Source organism: Olleya sp. AS48 (assembly GCF_038900355.1).
Taxonomy (GTDB): Bacteria; Bacteroidota; Bacteroidia; order Flavobacteriales; family Flavobacteriaceae; genus Olleya.
Genome location: NZ_JBBMRD010000008.1, coordinates 128,048 through 152,122, shown reverse-complemented (window position 1 = coordinate 152,122; position 24,075 = coordinate 128,048). Strand labels below are relative to the sequence as shown.

The 24,075-nt window shown below is 32.4% G+C and carries 26 protein-coding genes; 3 read left to right on the top strand and 23 right to left on the bottom strand.

What is annotated here, in order from left to right; translation table 11 throughout:
- Window positions 1-140: 140 nt before the first annotated feature.
- Complete coding sequence (locus tag WNY60_RS11390; RefSeq protein WP_339808316.1) at window positions 141-1,655, top strand: S8 family serine peptidase; 1,515 nt, start codon at window positions 141-143, stop codon at window positions 1,653-1,655.
- Window positions 1,656-1,712: 57 nt separating this feature from the next.
- Here the strand turns inward: WNY60_RS11390 and WNY60_RS11385 are convergent, their stop codons facing one another.
- The 5 genes from WNY60_RS11385 to WNY60_RS11365 form a co-directional block, all read right to left on the bottom strand.
- Window positions 1,713-2,738: a TQO small subunit DoxD gene (locus WNY60_RS11385; RefSeq protein ID WP_145002931.1), complete on the bottom strand. Its 1,026-nt coding sequence runs from the start codon at window positions 2,736-2,738 to the stop codon at window positions 1,713-1,715.
- A 10-nt stretch (window positions 2,739-2,748) separates the two neighbouring features.
- On the bottom strand, window positions 2,749-3,171 hold the full coding sequence (locus tag WNY60_RS11380) for a sulfur reduction protein DsrE (protein ID WP_342862440.1): 423 nt from the start codon (window positions 3,169-3,171) through the stop codon (window positions 2,749-2,751).
- Window positions 3,172-3,334: 163 nt separating this feature from the next.
- Window positions 3,335-3,709, bottom strand: coding sequence for a hypothetical protein (locus tag WNY60_RS11375; protein ID WP_342862439.1), 375 nt, complete (start codon window positions 3,707-3,709; stop codon window positions 3,335-3,337).
- Window positions 3,710-3,775: 66 nt separating this feature from the next.
- On the bottom strand, window positions 3,776-4,306 hold the full coding sequence (locus tag WNY60_RS11370; RefSeq protein ID WP_145002923.1) for a YetF domain-containing protein: 531 nt from the start codon (window positions 4,304-4,306) through the stop codon (window positions 3,776-3,778).
- A 111-nt stretch (window positions 4,307-4,417) separates the two neighbouring features.
- Window positions 4,418-4,924 carry a hypothetical protein gene (locus WNY60_RS11365; protein WP_342862438.1) on the bottom strand — a complete coding sequence of 169 codons (507 nt, stop codon included), beginning with the start codon at window positions 4,922-4,924 and terminating at the stop codon, window positions 4,418-4,420.
- A 192-nt stretch (window positions 4,925-5,116) separates the two neighbouring features.
- On the opposite strand from WNY60_RS11365, the gene WNY60_RS11360 reads away from it, so the two are divergent.
- On the top strand, window positions 5,117-6,169 hold the full coding sequence (locus WNY60_RS11360) for an NAD(P)/FAD-dependent oxidoreductase (RefSeq protein ID WP_342862437.1): 1,053 nt from the start codon (window positions 5,117-5,119) through the stop codon (window positions 6,167-6,169).
- On the opposite strand, the gene WNY60_RS11355 is transcribed toward WNY60_RS11360, so the two are convergent.
- The 14 genes from WNY60_RS11355 to WNY60_RS11290 all read right to left on the bottom strand — a co-directional run bounded on the left by WNY60_RS11355 (window position 6,170) and on the right by WNY60_RS11290 (window position 18,488).
- A complete protein-coding gene (locus WNY60_RS11355) occupies window positions 6,170-6,568 on the bottom strand; it encodes a hypothetical protein (RefSeq protein ID WP_342862436.1) in 399 nt (132 codons plus the stop codon).
- Between the two features lie 11 nt (window positions 6,569-6,579).
- A complete protein-coding gene (locus tag WNY60_RS11350; RefSeq protein WP_342862435.1) occupies window positions 6,580-6,984 on the bottom strand; it encodes a DUF3037 domain-containing protein in 405 nt (134 codons plus the stop codon).
- A complete protein-coding gene (locus tag WNY60_RS11345) occupies window positions 6,974-7,753 on the bottom strand; it encodes a HipA family kinase (RefSeq protein ID WP_342862434.1) in 780 nt (259 codons plus the stop codon). Before WNY60_RS11345 ends, WNY60_RS11350 begins: the two co-directional genes overlap by 11 nt.
- 8 nt (window positions 7,754-7,761) lie before the next feature.
- Entirely contained in the window at window positions 7,762-8,403 is a 642-nt protein-coding gene (locus WNY60_RS11340; RefSeq protein WP_342862433.1) for an O-methyltransferase, read from the bottom strand.
- Between the two features lie 140 nt (window positions 8,404-8,543).
- Window positions 8,544-9,629, bottom strand: coding sequence for an amidohydrolase family protein (locus tag WNY60_RS11335; protein ID WP_145002903.1), 1,086 nt, complete (start codon window positions 9,627-9,629; stop codon window positions 8,544-8,546).
- A gap of 293 nt (window positions 9,630-9,922) precedes the next feature.
- Window positions 9,923-10,459 carry a 3-hydroxyanthranilate 3,4-dioxygenase gene (locus tag WNY60_RS11330; protein ID WP_339808326.1) on the bottom strand — a complete coding sequence of 179 codons (537 nt, stop codon included), beginning with the start codon at window positions 10,457-10,459 and terminating at the stop codon, window positions 9,923-9,925.
- A 230-nt stretch (window positions 10,460-10,689) separates the two neighbouring features.
- Window positions 10,690-11,472, bottom strand: a complete 783-nt coding sequence (locus WNY60_RS11325; RefSeq protein ID WP_342862432.1) for an SDR family oxidoreductase — start codon at window positions 11,470-11,472, stop codon at window positions 10,690-10,692.
- Window positions 11,473-11,476: 4 nt separating this feature from the next.
- Window positions 11,477-12,322: a hypothetical protein gene (locus WNY60_RS11320; RefSeq protein ID WP_342862430.1), complete on the bottom strand. Its 846-nt coding sequence runs from the start codon at window positions 12,320-12,322 to the stop codon at window positions 11,477-11,479.
- 146 nt (window positions 12,323-12,468) lie between these two features.
- On the bottom strand, window positions 12,469-13,905 hold the full coding sequence (locus WNY60_RS11315; protein WP_342862429.1) for an aldehyde dehydrogenase: 1,437 nt from the start codon (window positions 13,903-13,905) through the stop codon (window positions 12,469-12,471).
- The gene (locus tag WNY60_RS11310) at window positions 13,906-14,313 is read right to left on the bottom strand and encodes a RidA family protein (RefSeq protein ID WP_342862428.1); all 408 of its coding nucleotides are present in this window, start codon (window positions 14,311-14,313) and stop codon (window positions 13,906-13,908) included. It lies immediately after the preceding gene.
- 330 nt (window positions 14,314-14,643) lie between these two features.
- Window positions 14,644-16,041, bottom strand: a complete 1,398-nt coding sequence (locus WNY60_RS11305) for an NAD(P)/FAD-dependent oxidoreductase (RefSeq protein WP_342862427.1) — start codon at window positions 16,039-16,041, stop codon at window positions 14,644-14,646.
- Window positions 16,034-16,378, bottom strand: coding sequence for a PH domain-containing protein (locus tag WNY60_RS11300; protein WP_145002882.1), 345 nt, complete (start codon window positions 16,376-16,378; stop codon window positions 16,034-16,036). Before WNY60_RS11300 ends, WNY60_RS11305 begins: the two co-directional genes overlap by 8 nt.
- A gap of 7 nt (window positions 16,379-16,385) precedes the next feature.
- Entirely contained in the window at window positions 16,386-17,651 is a 1,266-nt protein-coding gene (gene kynU / locus WNY60_RS11295; RefSeq protein ID WP_145002879.1) for a kynureninase, read from the bottom strand.
- Between the two features lie 177 nt (window positions 17,652-17,828).
- On the bottom strand, window positions 17,829-18,488 hold the full coding sequence (locus tag WNY60_RS11290; protein ID WP_145006729.1) for a hypothetical protein: 660 nt from the start codon (window positions 18,486-18,488) through the stop codon (window positions 17,829-17,831).
- Window positions 18,489-18,563: 75 nt separating this feature from the next.
- Here WNY60_RS11290 and WNY60_RS11285 point away from each other — a divergent pair, with 75 nt between their 5' ends.
- Window positions 18,564-19,358: a class I SAM-dependent methyltransferase gene (locus WNY60_RS11285; RefSeq protein ID WP_342862425.1), complete on the top strand. Its 795-nt coding sequence runs from the start codon at window positions 18,564-18,566 to the stop codon at window positions 19,356-19,358.
- Here the strand turns inward: WNY60_RS11285 and WNY60_RS11280 are convergent.
- From WNY60_RS11280 to WNY60_RS11265, 4 genes are all read right to left on the bottom strand, one after another.
- Window positions 19,355-21,262, bottom strand: a complete 1,908-nt coding sequence (locus WNY60_RS11280; protein WP_342862424.1) for a T9SS type A sorting domain-containing protein — start codon at window positions 21,260-21,262, stop codon at window positions 19,355-19,357. The two genes, WNY60_RS11285 and WNY60_RS11280, sit on opposite strands and share 4 nt — an antisense overlap.
- A gap of 133 nt (window positions 21,263-21,395) precedes the next feature.
- The gene (gene msrA, locus WNY60_RS11275; protein ID WP_339808335.1) at window positions 21,396-22,043 is read right to left on the bottom strand and encodes a peptide-methionine (S)-S-oxide reductase MsrA; all 648 of its coding nucleotides are present in this window, start codon (window positions 22,041-22,043) and stop codon (window positions 21,396-21,398) included.
- A gap of 142 nt (window positions 22,044-22,185) precedes the next feature.
- Window positions 22,186-22,965 (bottom strand): C4-type zinc ribbon domain-containing protein, encoded by a 780-nt coding sequence (locus tag WNY60_RS11270; protein WP_145002867.1) that lies wholly within the window; start codon window positions 22,963-22,965, stop codon window positions 22,186-22,188.
- Between the two features lie 3 nt (window positions 22,966-22,968).
- Window positions 22,969-24,063 (bottom strand): Nif3-like dinuclear metal center hexameric protein, encoded by a 1,095-nt coding sequence (locus WNY60_RS11265; RefSeq protein ID WP_342862423.1) that lies wholly within the window; start codon window positions 24,061-24,063, stop codon window positions 22,969-22,971.
- Between the last annotated feature and the right edge of the window lie 12 nt (window positions 24,064-24,075).

The window sequence follows — 24,075 nt, the reverse complement described above, 5'->3', positions numbered from 1 at the left end:
TACCGCTAACGCAAAGCATTACTCTTAAAAATGTATCGATTTACTATTTTGTGTAGTGGTTGTTTGTTAATTTGTAACTTTTATTAACTTTTCTTTAAGAATAATTTATATATTTAAGCATCAACCTTAAACTATATAAAATGAAAAAACGTGTACTTCAATTGTCATTACTAGTAATGACTTTTGCTTTTTTTAATGCCTGTCAGGATGAGGCCTATCTAGACAATCCTGAAGAAACCACAGTTAACGACGACCAAAAAGCAGCGTTGACTATCCCAGAAATTAATGCTATAATTAATACTAGTCTTACTGAAACCGGAAGTTTTGATTGGAAGGACGTCACACCACATACCTTATGGAGTGCAGTTGTTAGAGGTAATAATATCCTAACCATTGGATATGGAGAAGAAGGAGAAAGTTTTGCAGAGGTCAAAACAGAGCGCTTAAAGTCTACCTTGTCTAATATAGAACAACTAGTAGAAGCTAATGAAGCTTACAAAAAAAGCGAAAAAACAATGTTTGAACATGATATAATAAATGTTGTAGACGTTAAAGTAGAAAACTTTATAACTATAAAACAATTATTACAAACAGATGGTGTTAGATATTTAGAACCAAACGGTTATAATCACTACGAAACCGTAAATAATGCTCGCTCAAGCTCAGGTTGTGATAAAAATGCAGATGCCATAAACGCATCACATTACACAACAATAGCACCAAATAATGCACAAGTATCTTGGCATTTTAACAAGCATAATATTCCGCAAGCATGGAATTATAGTACTGGATCAGGTATAACTATAGGGTTGATTGATACAGGTGTATCAGCATCACAAAGCTTATTAAATTCCTCAGGAATTAATGATGGGTATTCTAATGGTCGTTTTGTACAAAAATATGGAACCTTTATAGATTCCTCTTGGTGGTGGTCTAGTAACTATGATGGACCTCATGATAAATGTGGACATGGTACAGCTATGGCGTCAACTATGGCAGCACCACGTAATGATAATGGTATGCCAGTTGGAGTTGCCTATAACGCAAATTTAGTAGCTTATAGAGCAACAGAAGATGTTTTGCTTAATGACTATCATGAGCGTAAAGGTGTGTCTGCAGCATTAACGCAATTAGGAAACAGAAGTGATGTCAAAATCATATCTATGTCAATTGGTTATGTGTGGTCTATTGGTAATATTAAAGATGCTGTTAAATATGCATATAGCAAAGGTAAATTAATTTTTGCAGCAGGTGGGACCTCTACTAGTTTTACAAATGGATTTGGCGTAATTTTTCCTGCAACTATGAGTGAGACTGTTGCTGTTACAGGTGTTGATGATGGTCCAAATTATGACAGATGCGAAGTGTGTCATAGCGGAAGTAAAATAGATTTTACAATTATTATGGAAGGTGATAATAACACAAGTAAAGCGCCTCCTGTATTAGGATTTTATAATGGAGATAGACGATACACAGGTGGATCATCTGTAGCAACAGCAACTACAGCTGGTATTGCAGCATTAGTTTGGTCAAGACATCCATCTTGGTCTAGAACACAAGTGTTAAATAAATTAAAGCAATCTGCCGAGTTTTATCCTAATAAGAACAGTAGTTTTGGTTATGGTAATATTGATGCCTTACAAGCAGTGCAGTAAAACATTTTAAGTGTTAGTTAAAAAAGCCTCTCAAAACATTGAGAGGCTTTTTGTTTTTTATTTATTAGTTACTGTCAACTTATGTTCCCAGCTAAGACCACTAATATCTGTCATCTTGATAGTATACTCACTATTGGTTATTGTTGTTAGTTTACCATTTTTTAAGTGTAATGTTGCTTTTGCGCCCAAAGGAACAATCAAACTATGTTTGCCAGGTTTTATTTTAGCGACATAAAAGTTTGAGATATTTTTAGGTTGTAAGCTTGATAATTCTTCTTGATTATAACTCATAATTAATTTATTTGTATCGTCAAATAGTTCAATACCAATAACCCAAGAGCCATAAACATCTACACCTTCTGTTCTAAAAACATCAAAAGATAATGTGTTATCTTCAATTTGTCCATTAGTAATTTCTAATTTTGGTTTCACAGATTTGTTATGGAGTGTTCCCCATAAACCACCATGAAAAACTTGATTTGTCATTAAGGTCATGCCTAAAATGGCTAAAGACCCAATTAGCACAACTTTAGGAAAAAGCTGGTCTTTAATTGGTAGAATACCAGAGCCTAACCAAGCAAACCATTTTTTTGTAGTGAAAGTATAATTGCGGTTTATTAAATAATTATCTAAAGAGTATTTTCCGCTTCCTGTTAAAAACAAAACAAATCCTGTAGCAATTCCCAATACACCAATTTGCCATTCGTCAAGACACGTTGTACCAATCCATCCTGACCCTAAAAGTATTCCCATTGCTAATCCAAAGACACCAATACTCATTAGTCTAGTAAACAACCCAAGGAGAATAAATAAACCTACAATTCCTTCTATTATTGTAAATATGACCATGTTTAACCAAAGTATATCTGGGTTTTCTACTAGGTATTGAATAATTGGTTTTATACCTAAAGCGTTTGGTAAAAAGTGGTTAAACTTTTCTCCAATGTATCCAGCAACCTCTGGGTCTAGTTTATCTGCCAAAATGGTACGCCTCCAAAATGCCGAAAAGTAAGTCCATCCAATTACTAGTCTTATTGCCAGCGTTAATAGGCCTGCGTCATTTTTTATATTTATAGTTTTCATTTTTAGTAAATTAGATAGTTAATGTTAAGAATCCATTTTTTGTAAGTTGAAAACCATAAAGGATTCCATTTTCTGTAACTACAATACTATCAGGTAATTGTTTAGGTGTTATATTAAATTTTTTAAGTGAAATACCACACACAAAGACTTTTATATTTAAGAATTTTGCTTCTTCTAAAAGGGTTTTAAATTCAGTGTTATTAGGAATATCTTTTACTGTTTTACCGCAAATAATTACGTAAAAGTCACCATAGTTAATACCGTCTTCCGTTGCTAAAGATTGGGCAGTTAGTAATACAGGTTTAAGTTGTGGGATATTTTTGGAAAGGATTAAGTAATTATTTTTTGTAGTATTAAAATCTTGTGCTTGTAATTGTTGAGTTCCACATATGAAGCTAAATAGAGTTGTGAAAATTAAGATTGAATTTTTCATCAGTTTTATATTTTAAAATTTAAGAAAACAAGAGGTCATTAGATGGTATATATTACCATAGCTAAAATTAACGGAAAGTATATTCTTGTAATTTCTGTTTTGGTTATCAAAAAAGTGTTATCAGCTTTGTGTGTACTGATACTCTAGACTAGAAAATATCTAATTACAGATAGTCCTTAAAATTTTGATATAAAATATAAAGGGGAATTTTAGAAACCGAGTAGTTTCCTTTTTGGTCAGGTTGTAAGTAACTTTTTGAAATATCTGATACAACAAATGCTGTATTAACATCAAGTATTATTGCTGTAAAGTCTACAGAAGAAGTGCTTTTTTGAAAACTAGTATTGGTAATTTCAAAATCATTACAATCCAAATAACTTACAGTCGCTTGGCTTTTGTTTGAAACTTCAGTTTGTGTTAAGCCAAGTTCAACTTGAATAAAATTTCTAACCTTACAAGGTGAAAGTAGTAACAGTAGTACTAATCCTAATAAAGGAAGTACCGTATGTTTTGTATGTAAGTTTAATTTGCCTTTCACAATTCAAATTTAAATAAACTTTAAGTAGTAAAATGTTAATCTTTTTATATAATTAGTTGATGTGTTTCATGGCGATTCTCTAACATCTTCTAATAGGGTTGCACTTAAATTTGTGTCGTCAGATTCAGAAGATTTATGTAATACAGATATGTCTCCAGTGGATTCTAAAACCACAGCCTCAACTTGTTTAAAGTCTAACACATTTGCTTCTCTTAGCTTAGCTATTAATTGCGATTTTTCAATTCTAGCATGTTTTAAATTGTCATGTAAAATGGTTTGACCTTTCATTAATAATAAAGGCTTATTTGATATTAAAGTGTTTATACTAGGAAACTTTTTTTGTAAAGTAGAAAAAATATAAGTTAAAAATAGTAAGCCTGCAATTGCAACGCTACCATGTGTAATGGAAGTACTTGACGTTAAAGTTGAAGAGATAATACTACCAATAGCAATAGTAAATGCAAAGTCGTATGCTGTAAATTTAGCAAACGAGCGTAATCCAATAATTCTGGTTAATATAATAATGACTACAAATAATATTAGGCTTCCTAAAATAGTTTCCCATAAAGGGTCACTTAAAGAATATATCCAATCCATGTTTATGTTTTAGTGGTTAATTTTTTACGTTATTAGCTTAAATTTCGTAAAAATAAATGGCAATAAAAAACTTTAGTTAAATGTTGTTAAATTGCTACTCTCTGCATGCAATTATAATGTTTGTTTTACTTTATTAATAAATTGCTTGTTCTTGGTTTTAAGGATAAGGACACCGCATTTGGCTTGCTCTCCAAATAAAGCAGCAGCGTTAGCTGGTTTTACAATATAAAAATCTTCAATATTATAAGAGTTTATTAATTCTAGAACCACTATCGTTTTAGGATACGCTATAGGATCAAGTAAATAATAATTAGGTTCGTTTAAATTTAGTAAAAACATAATCTTACAATCGCACTCTAATTTATCTGTGAAAAAAGCAGGTTTACTTTTGTTTTTAAATTTAATTCTAGAATATTCAGTTTGAGCTTTAAATAGTGTGTCAGCGTTTATTTTCTGCTTGAAAATAGTAACTCTATTGACTTTTAATTCTAGTTTCTCAAAATTATTTAACCATGTAATATTGTCGTTTAAAGTCAAGGTTTTATCCTCAGCAGTATTTTGAGCACTAATTATTTGTGCAATTAGAATTATAAAAATCAGTATTAATTTATGCTTCATATTATAAAAGTATACTATTTAGCTTATTAAATAAATAGTAACTAGTGAAAAAGGCGTTTGGTCGAGTTAAGTCTTTTTTTTAATGAGTATTATCAATAGGTTTAATAATCATGAATTAATCTTGAGCTAGTCTTTATTGCTCAGATTGATAAATTGTGGGTACTTTTGCACTAAATTAAAAAAGGAATTTAGATGTTGGATTATGTAGTAATTGGTGGCGCACAAGCAGGATTGGCTATGGCTTTTCATTTAAAACAAATGGATGTAAATTTTTTGGTGCTTGATGGAGAGTCAGAGGTTGGTGCATCTTGGCTAAACCGATGGGATTCTTTAAAGTTATTTACACCAACAGAATATAACCATTTACCAGGCTTAAAATTTGATGCACCTAAAGGATATTATCCAACTAAGGTTGATGTTGCTAATTATTTTAAGAATTATGTCAAAAAATTTAATATACCAATACAAGTAAACACTTTAGTGACCTCTGTTAGTAAAACTGAAACAGGTTTTTTTGTTCAGCATAAAGCTGGCGAAATTGAAGCTAAAAACGTTATTGTTGCAACAGGTCCATTCCATATACCATATACACCACCTTGTCATACCAAAATTTCTAAAAGCACTTTGCAAATGCATAGTAATTACTACAAAGGTGTTAGGCAATTACAACAAGGAGATGCTTTGGTTGTAGGAGGAGGAGATTCTGGGTATCAAATACTAAATGAAATCTCTAAGGATGCATCCAGAACAGTTTACTTTTCTGGTGATACAACAGTAAAATCGTTACCTCAAAATTTTTTAGGTAAAACGTTGTGGTGGTGGTTTACTGTTGTTGGTTTTTTAAGTTATAGTAAGTATAGTTGGATAGGAAAAAAAATTAACTCATCGACACAACCCGTTATTGGAACAGATGTTAAGGGAATTTTGACAAGAGAGAATGTAATTGCTGTAGGACGTACAAAGGATGCTTTAAATAATGATGTCTTTTTTGAAAAACAAAAAGTTTCAACCATTAAAAATGTGATTTGGGCAACAGGTTATCGTCCCAATTTTAATTGGATACAAGGTTTAGAATTGGATGCTAATGGTTATCCAAAAAATTATAGAGGTGTTAGCAATATTGACGGATTATACTTTATTGGTTTACCTTGGATGTATACACGTGGCTCTGCGACATTAGGTGGTGTGTCTAAAGATGCAAGTTATTTAGCTAATGTAATGGTTACAAAGGATAATATTAAATAGCTAATTAGTTTTTGGGCGTTTGTAGTAATATTCAAAAATGGGTCTCTCTATGTGGTCGTTTTCTTCATATTCATAATGAAACAAAATAGCTTCGGCATCTTTAATATCTTTTTCAGTAATTAAATCTTTGCAGCATTTAGCCAACTCTAAATCACTTTTAAAAAATGAACCAAGTCGTAATCTAAAAATGTTTAACGGACTTTTGTCACCAAGTAAATACCCAATTAAAGCAATAGGTTCGATTTCATCAGTATGGCAATTTTCTAATATGCGTCTTTCTACTTCGTTTATTTTAATTCTGTTTTTAAAATAATGCTGAAGGATGTATCTTTTTTCAAAAGTAATCATCTTATTAGTAAAAAAATCTTCGTTTTCTTCTATAGATAAAGTAAAGTCCATATAGTTAGTTTTTATTTTTTGCTAGTACTTTCACACAAAACATAGTTTTTAAAAATATCTTCTAATTCCTTCTCTGGATTATCTGTAATACCAGAATGAGTTTTAGAGCTTTGTATTACTGTACTGCGTGAAGCTGCTAACCATCTAAATCTGTCGGATAATTCAAACTGTCCAATAGTTCCGCTAGATTTGTCACCTTTACAAATTAAGTCCCAAGACTTTAAATATGTATTTAGTTCTTTTATATTTAGTTCGCATGCAAATGCAGCCAATTTAGCCTCGTCTATTTTAAATTTAACCTCTAGATATTTTTTTCTTTTAGAAAATAAAATAACACCAATGTTAAAAAACTCCTCACGTTCTACTTTAGGTACTAAACGTATTATCGCGTATTCAAAAGTAACTTTATCTTGCATCTTTAGCTTCTTTAACTAGTAAGTTAATCTTTTCAAGTCTGGAGTTTAAATACGTTTTGTAAGCAGCTTTCATTTGGTTTGGCGTAAAAGTGTCAGACTCATTTATTAGCCAATCTTCAGGTATGGTATTAATTATAGTGTCAATAGTATTTAAACTTAATATTTCAATAATTTGTTGCGATGCTTCATCAAATTTTGAAGCACGATCTAATAAAACATGATCTTTAATTAACGGAAATGTTCTGGTTAAATGATTCTCCCAAGTCTCCCAATTATGATGAAAATAAAAACTTGCTCCATTATCAATAACCCATAACTCTTTATTCCAATTAAGTACATTAGGGTTTTTAACTGTTCTGTCAATATTACTAATAATGCTATCTAATAATACTACTTTGGATGCTGTCAAAGGATCTGCAACGGATGCCAAAGGATCAAAGGTTATACTACCGCTTAAATAATGTAGTCCTAGGTTTAAACCTACGCTAAACTTAAGTAAGTCTTGTATTTCTTCATCTGGTTCTGTTTTGCTAAACGAGTCATCCAAATTCATAAAAACCAACTCTGGTACTTTTAACCCAATAGCTCTTGCTAATTCGCCACCAATAAATTCGGCAATTAATGCTTTTTTTCCTTGTCCTGCACCTCTAAACTTTAAAACGTATAAAAAGTCGTCATCTGCTTTTACAATAGCAGGTAAAGAACCACCTTCTCTTAGAGGAGTGATGTATTGTGTAACATCAACGGTTCTTATATCTAATTTACTCATTAGTAATATTATATTTTTCGGCTAATAGTTAAGCCATCTCTAATAGGTAATAAAACGGTTTCTATTCTTGGGTCTTCTTTTAAAAGTGTATTAAACTCTAAAACAGCATTGGTAGAAACGTCTTTTGGATCCACTGGTTCAACTACTTTCCCGTGCCATAAAACATTGTCAGATAATATGATTCCGCCAGGTCTTAATTTATCTATTATTAAATGAAAATAATTAACGTAGTTAGGTTTGTCAGCATCAATAAATACCAAATCAAAAGATTTGTCTAGCTTTGGAAGTATATCAATTGCGCTTCCTAAATGCTGATGTATTTGCTGTCCAAATTCTGATTTATCAAAATATTTACGCTGAAAATCTTCCAACTCCTCATTAACATCAATAGTATGTATTTCGCCTTCAGGATGCAACCCTTCCGCTAAACATAAAGTAGCATAGCCAGTAAAAGTCCCTAATTCTAAAATAGATTTTGGTCTTATTAATTTAGAAATCATACTAAGTACGCGACCTTGATAAGGTCCGGACAACATAATAGGTTGTAATATTTTTTGATACGTTTCTCTAGTTAATTGTTGTAATAATTCAGGCTCATCTTGACTGTGAGCAACCACGTAGTCGTCTAGTTTTTCTGGTAAAAAGTACATAAATAATGTTTAACCTATTATAGTGTTGTAAAGTGATTTTATTAAAAGCACAATGAGTAATACTGCTAAAACTATCAGTGGAATAATAGTTTTAAATTTAATGTAGTTTGCTACACTATCCCAAAAAGACTCTTTTTTCATTATCCTAAAATACGTTTAACAAGTTTGTCTTTAGCAGCTTGGTCATCTCCACATAACCATTGGATTACGTTGTCTTCCCAAATAGCATCACGTTCTGTTTCTGTAATGATTTTTCGGTCTATGGCTAAATCTAAAATTTTTCCAGGGTACGAGCTTTGTTTTTCGCTTTCCATTTCCCCTAAAGGATAAGGATCATCAAGTCCCATTAACACCTGTTTAGAACCTTGGTTTTTCAATAATAAATCTAATCCACCAGTATCGTGTACTAAAGTGTCAAAAAAGATGTTTTTATGTCCAACCGCTTTTCTTGGGTGACTTTTTCCTTCAAATAAATCGGGTCTACCATCAAAACCTTGGATACGTCGTCCTAAGTTTATTTGTGCTAATTGTCCACCATGCGCAAAACAAGTACGCATATTTGGGTACTTATCTTGATAACCATTTAATGTTAAAAAGTGGTACGCATCTGCACATTGTGCCAACATCCATATTAAATGAAAACGCCAAGAGGTGTTTTCTAGTTTTATAAACTTTTCACCATCGTAAGGGTGGATTTCTACAGCTAGATTATACTTGTTAGCCATTTCAAAAATAGGCTCATTTTCTTCATCAAAAATACAACGCCACGTTCCTATAGTATCCATGTAGTGGGTTGGTAAGCATAATAATTGCATGCCTAATTCTTCCACACAACGTTCAATTTCCCAACAGGCTCCTCTAACAAAACCAGGATGTACTACAAAACCGCAAGTAAATTTACTTGGGTTTTCGCGTTGCACTTTGGCATTAAAATCGTTTTGAAATTTAAGGGCTTGCTTCATTTCTTCTACACGCAAACCATTACCATATAATTGCGATAGATTTAAAACAACAGCATGGTCAATTTTAAAACGTTCCATCCAAGCTAGTTTTTCATCTAAAAAGAAACTAGAATCTGTAATTGGTCTGTTCCAATCTTTTTGAAGCATAAATTTTCGGTCTTTATCGACCCAAAAAATTTCTTTGTCTTGCATAAATTGAGGGATTTCCTCTGGATATGGCAATAAGTGTGAGTGACCGTTAATTCTAAGTTTGCGTTTTTCCATATGTTTTGTCATTGCTGGTCTTTAAACCTGGCAATCTTTGTCTTAATTATTTATTCTATTCATTTTTTGCTTGTCCAAAAAACGAATCAAAAAAAGACATCCAAGCCAAGGAATTTTTCAGTTTTAAACTGAAAATCGATACGAAAACTTCGCGTCGAACATAGTTCTCCTGATCTCGAAGCTTTTCTTTATCTATTCTTCGCCTTGGCGTTCAATTTTACAAATTGATTGGGGACTTTCAATTAAGCTAATGTTATTTTTAATCCCGACTTTGTTTTTTTGCTAACTGCTAACTAGTTTTCTAATTTTACCTTTTGGGGTGGTTGCATGATAGCCGAGCAGTTTGGGCATGTACGCTTGTCTAAATCGCCATAATATTTATCGAATATTTTTGGCATATCAGTTTCGATATTTTTTACTGTAAAATCTTCTTCATACAATTTAGTTGTGCAATTTTCACAAAACCAAAGTAAAGCATCTTGCACACCTTTTTCTCTTGGGTATTCAATGACTAAACCAACTGTATTTGCACCACGTTGTGGCGAGTGTGGTACTTTTGGTGGTAATAAAAATATTTCACCTTCTTTAATATGAATGTCTTTTGGGACACCATCTTCAATAACTTTTAAGATAATATCACCTTCAATTTGATGGAAAAATTCAGGTGTTTCGTTGTAATGGTAATCCTTTCTATTATTTGGTCCACCAACAACCATGACAATAAAATCGCCATCCTTCCAAACCACTTTGTTACCAACTGGTGGCTTTAAAAGATGTCTGTTTTCTTCAATCCAAGCTTTAAAATTTATAGGTGGAAATAATTTACTCATATTATAATATTTTGGGCGTTTCCCTAAATAGGGTCAGGCTTTCAAGGCTCGCTCTCTGCGAGGAGCTCAAACAAACCTTTCAAACCTTTAGGTTCACGAAATCAATATTTTAAAATATTAATCTGTGAGTAATCCTTAACGCAAATTCATCAATTCAATAAAATTAGTGATAATTGAACAGATTGCCACGATTTTTTAAAAAGAAAAAAATCTCGCAATGACAGATAGAATTATAAACTCTTTGTTCTTCCGCCATCAACCGGAAGATTAATTCCGTTAATATAAGCAGCGCGTTCACTTGCTAAAAAGGTGATTGCATCAGCTAGTTCTTCAGGCTTTGCAAAACGTTTTGCAGGCACAGCACTTTTCATAGCATTTGCAGATTCTTCTTCTGTATTTCCTGATTTAGCAGATTTATTTTTAATAATTTCAGCCAAACGATCTGTACCTGTCGCACCAGGTAAAACATTGTTTACCGTAATACCAAATTGACCAAGCTCATTAGCCAATGTTTTACTCCAATTGGCAACAGCACCACGAATGGTATTACTCACGCCAAGTCCATCTAAAGGTTGTTTTACTGATGTAGAAATTACATTTATAATGCGACCAAAGCCCTCATTTTTCATAAACGGAACCACTGCTTGTGCTAACACATGATTACATTTTAAATGCTGAGTAAAAGCAGCTTCAAATTCGTCTACATTTGCCGAAAATACTGGTCCTCCTTTTGGTCCACCTGTATTGTTTACCAATACATGAAACCCATGATTGTCTTTTATATACGCTTCTACCTTTTCTTTTAATTCCTTCGGATTAGAAAAATCGGCAACTATATAATCGTGATTTCTATGTTGAGGTAACTCGGTTAACGTTGCTTTTAACTTGTTTTCATTTCTAGCAATCAGTGTTACTTGTACACCTTCTTCAGCTAATGCTAAAGCGGTTGCTTTTCCTATTCCTGCTGTGCTTCCGCAAACTAATGCGTATTTATTGTTTAAGTCTAGATTCATGTTTTTAAACTTTATTGTTGTTGTTATAGCGTATTTGGTAAGTCTGTAAACTGTTTTCTAATTTTCTAATAGAGAGATTAAAACTATCAATCTCTATTTTAGAATAGTTGTAATTGCTGTCACAGAATTTTAAATAATGTTGAGCAGAGTTCCCAAAACCTTCTCTTAATATTTCTAATTCGTATATCTCAGACCAACTTACAAAAGTGTTGTCGGATAATGTAATTCCTTTATTGTTTAAAATTAATTGAGGTTCTCTATTTATTAATTTTTTAAAAGCTTGTGTTAAAATAAATAAGCAGATTATAAACATAAATAAGCCTATTAGGAAATCTTTGTTCTTTTCTTCAAACATCAAATAAGCTCCAGAGGTTACACCTATTGATAAAAATAAAACAATAAAAAAAGCTGTAGTAATTGAAAAGTAAATTTTTGTTTCTTGAGGTACTTTTGGATCTTCATAGACCAAGTCTTTCTGAATAAATTTTTTATCAAGTGTATCTAGAATTATTTTGTCTTTTTTGGATCGGTATTCTGTTTTTTCAAAAGAGGTTCCGTCTTCCCAAATAAGCATGCTGCGTATGGCTTCTTTTTTTAATGCGTGTACATTTCTAACATTGGTAAATGCCCAAATGCGCCATTTTGTTATTAAAACACTCCACGTTATCCAAGCAAAAACAAAACCTATAAACATACCAATTACTGCTACCCACTCTGGAAACACACCTTGCTTTGCTAGGAATAAAGTAAATAAAGGTGTGCCAATTAAGCATAAAAACACGGGAACGTTGACCATGATTTGCCCTTTGGTAATGGCTTGTTTTACACTTATGTCTTTATTGGTTTTCAATATTTTGATTTTGTAAAGAAGTGATTTGATGGGTTTGCTTAGATGTTAAATACTAGTTTTTTAAAGAATCTAGACAAAACTTGTGTGATGTGATTCTGAAACGCGTTCAGAATGACGTGCGAATAAAATTCTTATTTTAATAGCAGCTAATATTTTATACAAACATTCTTAGCTTCAGTAAAAAAGCGTAAGGCTTCAAAACCACCTTCGCGTCCAACACCAGAAGCTTTTACACCGCCAAAAGGCGTTCGTAAATCACGCATCATCCACGTGTTAACCCAAACTATTCCGGCTTGTAATTGGTTACTCATGCGCATGGTGCGTTTTAGGTTGTTAGTCCACAGTGTAGCTGATAAACCGTACTTTACTTTGTTTGCCATTAGTAATACTTCGTCTTCTGTTTTAAATGGCATAATAGTAACTACAGGTCCAAAAATTTCTTCTTGATTGACTCTGCAGTCATCATTTGGTACCTCAATAACTGTTGGTTCTAAATAGTAACCGTTTTCATAACCTTTTACAGTCACTTCATTTCCGCCACAAAGGATTATTCCATTTTCCGCTTTAGCGATATTTATATATTCTTTTACTTTTTCTAAATGTGGTTTGGATACTAATGCTCCAATATTTGTGGATGCTTCAGATGGATGACCAACTTTTAAAGCCTTTACTTTTGCAACAAAATCTTTCTTGAATTTTTCATAGATAGAAGCTTCTACAAAGATTCTGCTTCCGCATAAACAAATCTGACCTTGATTAGCAAATGATGAACGCACTGTTGTGTCTAACATATCATCATAATCGCAATCTGCAAAAATGATATTTGGGTTTTTACCGCCTAATTCTAACGATAGTTTTTTAAACATTGGAGCTGCTACTTTTGCAATATGTGCTCCTGTTGCTGTGCCTCCTGTAAAACTAATCGCTTTGATGTCTTCGTGCTCAATAATGGCTTGACCAGTTGAGCCTCCTAAGCCATGTACAATGTTTAAAACGCCTTTAGGTAAACCTGCTTGGTTACAAATCTCGCCTAATAAATAAGCAGTCATTGGAGTGATTTCGCTTGGTTTGGCAACGACGCAGTTTCCTGCAGCAATTGCTGGAGCGATTTTCCATGTAAATAAATAGAGTGGAAGGTTCCAAGGAGAAATACAACCAACAACACCAATGGGTTGACGTAAGGTGTAATTTATGGCTTGTCCAATACTTTCGTGACTTTCGCTGGCAAATTGTGTTATGGCATTCCCGAAAAAACGAAAGTTACTTGCTGCTCTTGGTATATCTACTGCTTTTGCTAAGCTAATTGGTTTTCCGTTGTCTTTACTTTCGGCTTCTGCAAAGCGTTGTAAGTTAGCTTCTAATAACTCTGAAATCTTTATTAATATTCTACTACGCACTTCTATACTAGTTTGTGACCAACTTGGAAAAGCTGATTTTGCAGCGATATATGCGTTTTCTACATCCTCTTTTGACGAGTTTGGAATTTGTCCGTAAACTTCTCCATTACTAGGATTGTAATTGTCTATCCAAAGGTCTTGCAATGGATTATGGAATGCTCCGTTAATGTAGTTTTGAATCTTCATTTATTGTTTCTTATAAGCCATTACTTTAATTTCAACCACTAAATCAGGATGTGGTAATTGATGTACAGCAACTGTGGTTCTGGTTGGTCCTGTTTGTTTATCAAAAAATTCAGCGTAAGCTTTATTATAATCTGCAAAGTCATTCATGTTTACTAAAAATGAAGTCACATCTACAACGTCTTTTAAACTGGCTCCAACTTTTTTAAGATTGGTGTCTATGTTTTTTAAAACTTCTTGCGTTTGTGTGTAAGCGTTTAGTTTTTTTGTTCCCATCTCGTCTATGATATCAACTCCAGCGATAGTGTTGTCTGCTCTACGAGAACTTGTTCCTGAAACGAAAATGAAATCGCCAACTTGTTTTACGTGTGGATAGGCTCCTCTTGGTGTTACTTTAGTTCCTTGGTTCATTAATTTTATTTTTTTTGCGTCATCCTGAACTTGTTTCAGGATCTCATTATTCCTTCTTTCTGTTCATTTTGCCTTGATGCAAAACGAACCAAAAAATCACGATCAAGCCAAGGAATTTTCAGTTTTGCAAACTGAAACCGATTTGAAAACTCCACGTCGAACTGCGTTCTCCTGTTTTCGGAGCTTTTCTTCATCTATTCTTCGCCTTGATGTTTCAATTCTTTTGAATTGATTTGAGGGCTTTATAATTTACTTAGTTTATTTTTAAGCCCTAAATTATTTTCATTTTTGCTAATTGCTAATTGCTAATTGCTAATTGCTAATTTTTAGTTACTTCAATCCTGCAACTCTATCGTCTTGTAAAATAGCTTCGGTTTCTTCCTTTACTTGTTTAAATATACTACTTAAATTATCGGTTGTGTTAATTTTTTTATCTGCTAGTAAGTTTAAAATAGCTTTGTCTTGCGCTCTTCCTTTTGTCATTGCAGTGTGATATGGAATGTCTTCTTTGAAAGTTACCATTGAGTATTTTGAGAAATAATCATTTGGAAATTCTTTTTCTAAGGCCATTTCAATCGCGCGTTTTTCTTGAAATATAGCTTGACCAACGTGGTCTTTCATTTCGTGAAAATTATCTATAGCTAAATCTGCAATAGCATCTGTGTCTTTTTTTCTAGTTTTTTCGTATTCTGTAAAAACAGTTTCCCAATCGCCTTCAAATTTATCTAATACAGCGTCAAACTCGACAACATCTTCAAAAGACGCATTCATGCCTTGTCCGTAAAAAGGTACTATTGCGTGTGCTGAATCTCCCATTAATAGGGTGTTGCCTTTATAGTGCCAAGGAGAACATTTTACTGTACCTAAAGGAGCTGTTGGGTTTTCAAAAAAGTCCTCCACCAGATTAGGCATTAAAGCTAATGCATCTGGGAATTCTTTTTGAAAAAACTCGGTTACAATTTCTGGATTAGTTAAGTTGTTAAAATTATATTCACCTTCAGCATAGCTTAAAAATAGTGTTACAGTAAAGCTACCGTCTAAATTTGGTAGTGCAATAACCATAAAATCTCCTCTAGGCCATATGTGTAAGGCGTTTTTGTATGTTTTGTAATCTCCTGTTTTTGTTGGTAATATGCTTAACTCTTTATAACCGTGTGTTAAGTAGTTTTGAGAAAAACTGAATAAAAATTTACGCTCTAAATAATAACTTTTGCGTAAAGCAGAACCAGCTCCATCTGTTGCTATTATGCAATCGGCATCTTCAATAAATTTGTCTTTAGAAGTATAATCTTCAAAAAGAGCAGTTGTGTTTTCAAAATCTACCGATTTGCATTTTTTATTAAAATGAAAGGTAACATTATCATGTTTTTCGGCTTCATTTAAAAGTAAAGCGTTTAATCCACCTCTTGATATCGAGTTTATATATTCATGATCACGACCACTATAATTGGATAAGAACGTGTTACCTTGTTTATCATGAATCATTCGACCATTCATTGGTATACAAAGTGCTTCTACTTGTTTTTCTATACCAACTAATTTCATTGCTTTATTACCTCTATCTGAAAATGCTAAATTGATAGAGCGACCTGCAGATATGTCAGTTTTGCGTAAGTCGGGACGCATCTCGTACACGTTAACATTATAGCCTCTTTGTCCAAGTCTTAGTGCTAGTAAGCTTCCGCAAAGTCCTGCACCAATGATTAATATGTTTTGTTTATTAGGCATGTAATTTTTTCTTTATTAACTGTATCTCTTCGTAAGTTAATCTTAACTTATTTAAGGATAACTGTTGTTGTTGATTATTTGAGTCATTAAAACTTAAAGTATTATTCATGCTGTTAAATTTTAATTCTTTAAAATTATGATACTCTATGTTTGTAACTACAGTGTCTTTAATTAAGACTAATATTCTTTTGTTTGTGATAAAAAGATAATCAAATTGATTATTGGCAAAAAAGCTTAGTAACCCTAGTATTTGATATTGCCAAAATCCAATATCACTTTTTTTCTTTAGTTTTAGTAATACTGTTTCATCACTTATTATTTTGTAAAAAGTGTTCAAAGTAAAATTATAGTAATTGTTTTAGACGCTCCACCATATTGTAAACATCTTGAAAACTATTATATAATGGTATAGGAGCACATCTGATAACATCAGGTTCTCTCCAGTCTGTTATAACGCCAGCATCTGTTAACTTGTCGTACAAAGATTTATCTGCATTTTTAACTTGGATAGACAGTTGGCATCCTCTTTCGTTAGGATTACTAGGAGTAATTATTTTTATATCCTTGTTGTTTAATTGGTTTATTAAAAACTCAAAATAACCAGTTAATACTTTTGATTTTTCGCAAAGCTTATCAAATCCAGCTTCTTGTATTACATCTAAAGACGCTCTAATAGCAGCCATAGATAATATTGGTGGATTTGAAAGTTGCCAACCCTCTGCACCTGGAAGTTGGTCAAAATCGTCACGCATTCTAAATCGTGTCTTTTTATTATGACTCCACCATCCAGTAAATCTATTTAAATCTTTATTATTAGCATGACGCTCGTGCACAAACGCACCAGATAAACTTCCTGGTCCAGAATTTAAATATTTGTATGTACACCAAACTGCAAAGTCTGCACCAGAATCGTGTAAATTTAATTGGACATTTCCTGCACCATGAGCACAATCAAAACCAACAACACAGCCATGTTTATGACCTAAATCAGTAATTCGTTTTAAATCAAAAAACTGTCCTGTGTAGTAGTTTACACCACCTATCATTACTAACGCTATCTCGTCACCATGTTGATTTAAAATAGCTTCTAAATCGTCGTAATTGGCTAGTTCTTCGCCTTTTCTAGCTTTCCATAATATCAAGCCTTCTTTGTCGTCATAGCCATGATGACGTAATTGAGACTCTACTGCGTATTTATCACTAGGGAAGGCATCAGCCTCTATTAAAATTTTATAACGCTTAGGTGTAGGTTGATAAAAACTAACCATCATAAAATGTAGGTTAGCAGTTAATGAATTCATTACTACAACTTCCAATGGTTTTGCGCCAACGATATTAGCCATAGTATCTGTTAAAAACTCATGATAATGTAGCCAAGGGTTTTTACCTTCGGTGTGTCCTTCTACTCCTAGATTTGCCCAATCTTGAAGCTCTTGGTCAATATAAGTTTTAGTTATTTTTGGTTGAAGACCTAATGAGTTTCCGCAGAAATAAATTAAATCCTTTCCGTTTTTGTCTTTAGGAATATGGAATTGTTGACGGTAGTCAGCCAATTGGTCTTCGTTATCTAATTGTTTAGCAAAATCTAAACCTAATTTATAGTTGGTCAAAATGGTTTGTTTTTTAGGTGTCCAACAAAAATAAGAATAATTAGGTTAGAAAGGAAGTAGTTGGTTAAGACAAAAAAAGGGTTTCATAAATATAAATTATGAAACCCTTTGAGATATATGTTGACGCATAAAGCGGAATTACTTTATATACGTTTTAAGTTTTAATTTGGACGTTTTCTAATTCATTTTTATTGAAATATTAGAAAAATTTAAGTTCCAATTACTATCATTCTGTTTATGATCCTTAGCTATTTTAATACCGTTGTAGTCTTGATAATTTTCAAAAGTTGTGATCATTGAGGGTTTTGAAGTATTACCTTGTCTAAAAATCCATTCTTTAATAATGTAGTTTTTATCGTAGTAAAAATCATAGGCATCACCAGGTGTGTAACCACCATCACTAGTATATGTTAGTGTTAATTTGTTTAGTTTAACCTTGCTAATTGGCGCTAATTCTACAATTGTATCAGTAATAGTTGTGCCTTTATCCCATGATATTTGAAAAGGTGCTAAAAGCCAAAATTTATCATTTATAAAACCACGATCAGCCATCATTGCTGTGCTATCCATATTGCTTCTGTTGTACGTTATAGTGTCTTTATCCGTAATTAGCGTAACTTGTTTGGATTTTGGTTGCCACGACCAAGAGCGTTCAAAATGTGTACTATCTTTATCTACGTTAAAAGTAAAGTCAATTTGGGTTACATTTTTCCAATGTGATATTCCGTTAGCGTTAGCAATTTTTTGAGCAGTAGTCAGTTGTATTTGAGTTGGTTTAACCTCTTTTTTACAAGAAAAACTAACTATGGCCATAAATATAAGTAATAATTTTTTCATCATTTTTTTATAGCAAAGATACGGAAGCCTTTTATTTAAAATAGAAATATTAAATTGGGAACAAATACCAATATTATGAAAACTGATTATTTTAACACCAATAAATCTACTTGGAACGAAAAAGTAAAAATTCATGCCACGAGTGACTTTTATGATATGGATGCCTTTAAAAAAGGAGAAACATCCTTAAAACACTATGAGTTAAAGGCATTACCAAATGTTAGCGGTAAATCGATGTTGCATTTACAATGTCATTTTGGTCAAGATACACTTAGTTGGAGCAGGTTAGGAGCTAAGTGCGTGGGTGTTGATATTAGTGATGAAGGTATAAAATTAGCCCAAACTTTAAATAACGATTTGTCTTTAAATGCCAAATTTGTTTGTTGTAATGTTTTAGACACCTCTACTCATGTCAAGGAAACTTTTGATATAGTGTTTACAAGCTATGGAGTTATAGGTTGGCTACCTGATTTAAAACCATGGGGAAAAATGATCGCTGAGAGTTTAAACAAAGGTGGCATCTTTTATATAGCAGAGTTTCATCCGATAGTTTGGATGTTTGATTATTTAGAAAAAAAGCCTGTAATGCGCTATGCTTATAATAGGGATGAGGTTATTTATGAAGAAGAACAAGGTACTTATGCAGATGAAACTGCTGATGTACTATCTAAGACCTATTCATGGAATCATGGTTTAGGCGAAGTTATAAATGCCTTAACCGAAGCTGGGTTACACATTGACTATCTAAATGAATATGATGAAAGTCCGTATAACGTATTGCCAGACTTAATAGAAACTAAATCTGGCAATTTTGAATTAAAAGAAAAACTATATCCTCTTATTTTTGAAATTAAAGCAACTAAGCTTTAGTTTTTGATAATCATTTTTGAACCTATAAGTTTATCAAAACTATAAATCTTTATAAAGTAAGATCCTGATTTAATTTGACTTAAATCTACTGTAGCTTCTTTGCTATTTGGGTTTTTATCAATTACTTGTTGGCCTAATATATTATAGACTTTAAAGTTGGTTACTTGTATGTTAGATATAAATGATACCAGACCATCTGTTGGATTTGGGTATAACTTAAAATTAATATTTTCAATATCCATAACACTTAATGTGCTATCTGTAATATCCAAATTAAAAGTCGAACTATAATTATTACAAGCATCAATTTGGTAAGTGACTGTATAGTTTCCTGTTGTTGATGCTGCTGTGTTAATTTCTCCAGTTACTGCATTTATTACTAATCCTGGCGTACTAGAGAACGTACCAATTGCACTACCTGTAATTATAGGCATTGGATTGCTATCCGTTATACTGTAACTGTTTGAAGCGTATTCAAAATCTGCAAAATCGTTATAATGTATGTCTAAAAAGGATACAATAACTGTAGCATAATCATCAGCAAATGGTACTAATGTTTGTGGTCTAGTATCATACGTATTTCCATTGTAAGTCCCTAAATCTCTTACGCGTCTATTAACTTCTGTCATTATACCATCTATACTTCCACCACCACCAAGTCCATCGCTTGCTGCAGGTCCAGATCCATGACGTTTATTGCTGTAAAAGTCTCCATCAAAATACGAGTTAGAATAAGGACGTGTGTCATCACAACTTGTTGATCCTCCATTAAAGTCACTTGGAAGCGTACGATATCCACTACTAACACCACATTGAGAGTAACCTTGTGCATTGTAAAAAGCACCTCCAGTATCACTAAATATACCACCTAAACTATTTGGACCTCTTACTAATTGTTCTTGTGTTAATCCTCCAATGTTATTAGTTACTAAGTTAGAAATTGTAGAATTAGATACTGTATTAAGAAAATTTGTAGTCGTGTTATTTAAATCTGAAGCCGAAATATTGTAACCAGCTTCTATTCTTGGTATAGCATGACTTTGACCATGTAAGTCTATGTAAAGACCTTTGCCAAACGTGTTCATAACATCAGCACTTGCAGTGTCAATAAAATTATGGTATTCATTCCAATAAAATAGCGCATCTGAATCTCCACATGTAGCCTCAGCAGACGCTCTGTTTGGATCTAATTTACTTCTGTGTAAATTGTTTATAATAATGTATGGATAACAACCTGTTTGATCATATACAGATTGCTGTATTTCTCTAATTAATATATCAGTATTGTCATCTCTTTCAACCGTTCCGCAGTTTCTATCAGGTAAACTATTATCGTTATCAGGATATGAAGTACCTCCAATAGTAAGACCTGACTGTTTTACACCACCATGTGGCGCTGAAATTATGATTGGAATATTACCTGGTATGTATTCAATATAATTGTTTCCGCTGGAATCAAATTGAGATATTCCCGGAAAAGGAGGAGCAGGTTGTTCTAAAGCAAAGTAGATTGTTTGCGAAATTTCGCTATTGGTAGCAGACGTATTAAAGGAACCATTAAATGTAAATGCCGATTGACCATCAGTGGTAATGGTTAAGCTACCTGATCCATTCCATCCATCACCATAAGTATCATAAACGATAACATAGTAACCAGCAGTAGTACTATTGTTTACTGGGTAATCCATAGGGATGGTTGAAGTGGAGTAAGGATTTGCTTGACTACCAGATCCATCATAACCGTTATCTATAGTCTCTAATAATGTTCCGTTAGGATCATAAAACTCAACTTTATTTTCTGTTGACCATTGTGGCCAATTAACAGATAAAACTACTTCTGTATTTTGAGCAGAACAAATTGAAAAGAAAACGATAGAAAATACTATAAGTAATTTTTGTTTCATGGGATTAATAGGTTAAATAACGATTTATTGTAAATGTAATTAGTATTGCGCTTAGCGAGTCTAATTACATTTACAGCTTAATTTTAATCGCTAAAATAACTTATTTAACCGATAAACAGTTTTTTAGGTCGTTTTATTTTAAGATGTTTGGCATCTTAGATTTAAACTTATTTAATCTAGGAATAGAAACATTTTGTATGTAAGGATTTTCAGGATGTAATTTTTCATAATCTTGATGATAGTCTTCGGCAATCCAAAATTTTAGAAACGGATAAACTTCGGCAGCAACTGTACTATTTAGTTTTTCAGCTAATGCCTTTTTCTTTGCGTCAATAATTTCTTTTTGTTCTTGATTTTGATAAAAAATAATAGATCTGTACTGACTGCCTCTGTCAGGACCTTGACCATTTACTTGTGTTGGATTTTGCGAAGCAAAATAAACGTCTACTAAGGTTTCAAAACTTACAATTTTTGGATCGTATATAACTTCTACTGCTTCAGCATGACCTGTTTGACCTGTGTTACTTTTCTCGTAAGTAGGATTTTGCGTATGACCTCCTGCGTATCCATTAATAACTTCGTCTACACCTTTAACGCTTTCATATACAGCTTCTACACACCAAAAACAACCACTTGCAAAATAGGCTTTTGCTTTTCCGTTTTGTAATGCAACAGTTACTGGAGTTGCTGTTTTGATAGCTTCTTGTTTAGGATTGGTTTGGGCTTGATTGTTACAGCTAAATAATAAGGCTAGAAATAATACTGATAATAATTTTTTCATTTTTCTTTTCTTTTTCAATTGGACGTATAAATTATAACATCCTTGCTTATTTACTTATAATTATTTCTTAAAAAAATAAATATATAGCAATAAAAAAGCCTTTACGTTATGTAAAGGCTTTATAATATAATGAAAAAGGTTTCTATAATTTAGAAAACATTTTTTCCATTTTCTCTCTTTGTTCATCTGCTAAAGCAGCATCAACAAGTATACGTCCACTATGCTCATCTGTAATAATTTTTTTACGTCCAGCGATTTCCATTTGTACTTGTGGTGGAATTGTAAAATAAGATCCTCCTGATGCACCTCTTTCGATTGGTACAACAGCTAAACCATTTTTTACGTTTACTCTAATACGGTTGTAAGCTTTTACTAAACGCGCTTCGATTTTTTTCTTGTAATCTTCAGACTTGTCTATAAGTGCTTTTTCTTCTTTTTCAGTTTCTTTTAAGATAGCATCTAACTCACTTTTTTTATGTTTCAAGTGGTTTTCACGCTCTTTGTTATGCTCTTTAGTTTTAGCAATAACGTCTTTTTTCTGCTCAATTTGAGCTTTAAATTCTCTGATATGCTTTTCAGCTAATTCAATTTCTAACTCTTGGTATTCAACCTCTTTAGTTAAAGAATTAAATTCTCTGTTATTTCTAACATTTTTTTGTTGCTCAGAGTATTTTTTAATTAAAGTTTTAGATTCTTCAATTAAATTTTTCTTAGCAGTAATTTCAGCATCTACAGAGCTTAAACTATCTTCTAATTTCTCTAATCTAGTTTTTAATCCTGCAACTTCGTCTTCTAAATCGCTAACCTCTAAAGGTAATTCTCCACGTACGCTTCTTATTTCGTCAATTCTAGAGTCTATTAATTGTAGATCATATAACGCTCTTAGGCGATCTTCTACTGTTGCTTCTTTTGTCTTTGCCATATTTTAAAAATACTTAACAGGATTGGTATTTGTGTTCGATAAAATGAATGCAAAATTAGGGATTTTTTTCGTAAGTATTGCTACTAAACCAATTTTTGTGTACTGTTCACTTTCATAATGTCCTATATCTACTAATAAAATGTTGTTTTCTGCTTGGAAAAAATCATGATATTTAAGGTCTGAAGTTACAAAAGCATCAGCTCCTGCTGCTTTTGCTGCATTTATAGCAAAGCTTCCGGAACCTCCTAATACAGCAACTTTTTTTATTCTTTTATTTGTTAATTTACTATGTCTAATTGCTGAAATTTCCATTTTTTCTTTCAAATAATGCAAAAACTCAATTTCGGCTTTGGGATTTTTTAGTTCTGCAATCATTCCCATACCAATATTTTGGTTTGTATTTTCTAAAGTGGTTACTTCAAAAGCTATTTCTTCGTAAGAATGTGTTTTAAATAAAGTTTGTAAAATGGTAGATTCTAAATGTTTTTGAAAGGTGACATTTATTTGTGTTTCAGCTTCGATATAATTTTCTCCTTTTTGACCTATTGTAGGATTAGCTTCTTGATTAGGTTTAAATGACCCTATCCCTTTTGTTGTAAAGCTACAGTTAGAATAGTTTCCAATTTGTCCTGCACCTGCTTTAAATAAGGCGTTTTTTATGGTTTCAACTTCTGATTCTGGTGCGAAAGTTGTTAGTTTTTTTATGGTTTGTTTTTGTGGTATTAATATGCGTTGATTAGTTAAGTTAAGTTGATCACATAACATGGCATTAACACCATTTTTATCATTATCCAAGGCTGTATGTATAGCGTAAATAGCAATGTTGTTTTGGATGGCTTTTAAAACGGTACGCTCTACATAATTTTTTCCGGTAAGACTTTTAAGGCCTTTAAAAATTATTGGGTGAAAACTTAATATAAAGTTGCAGTTTTTAGCAATTGCTTCGTCAACCACATCTTCCAATGTGTCTAAAGTTACCAATACGTTGGTTATCTTAGTGTTTTTATCGCCAATTAATAATCCTACGTTGTCAAAATCTTCAGCATAATTTAAAGGCGCAATTTCTTCAAGGTGATTAACAAGGTCTTTTATCAACATACTTTTTGGTCT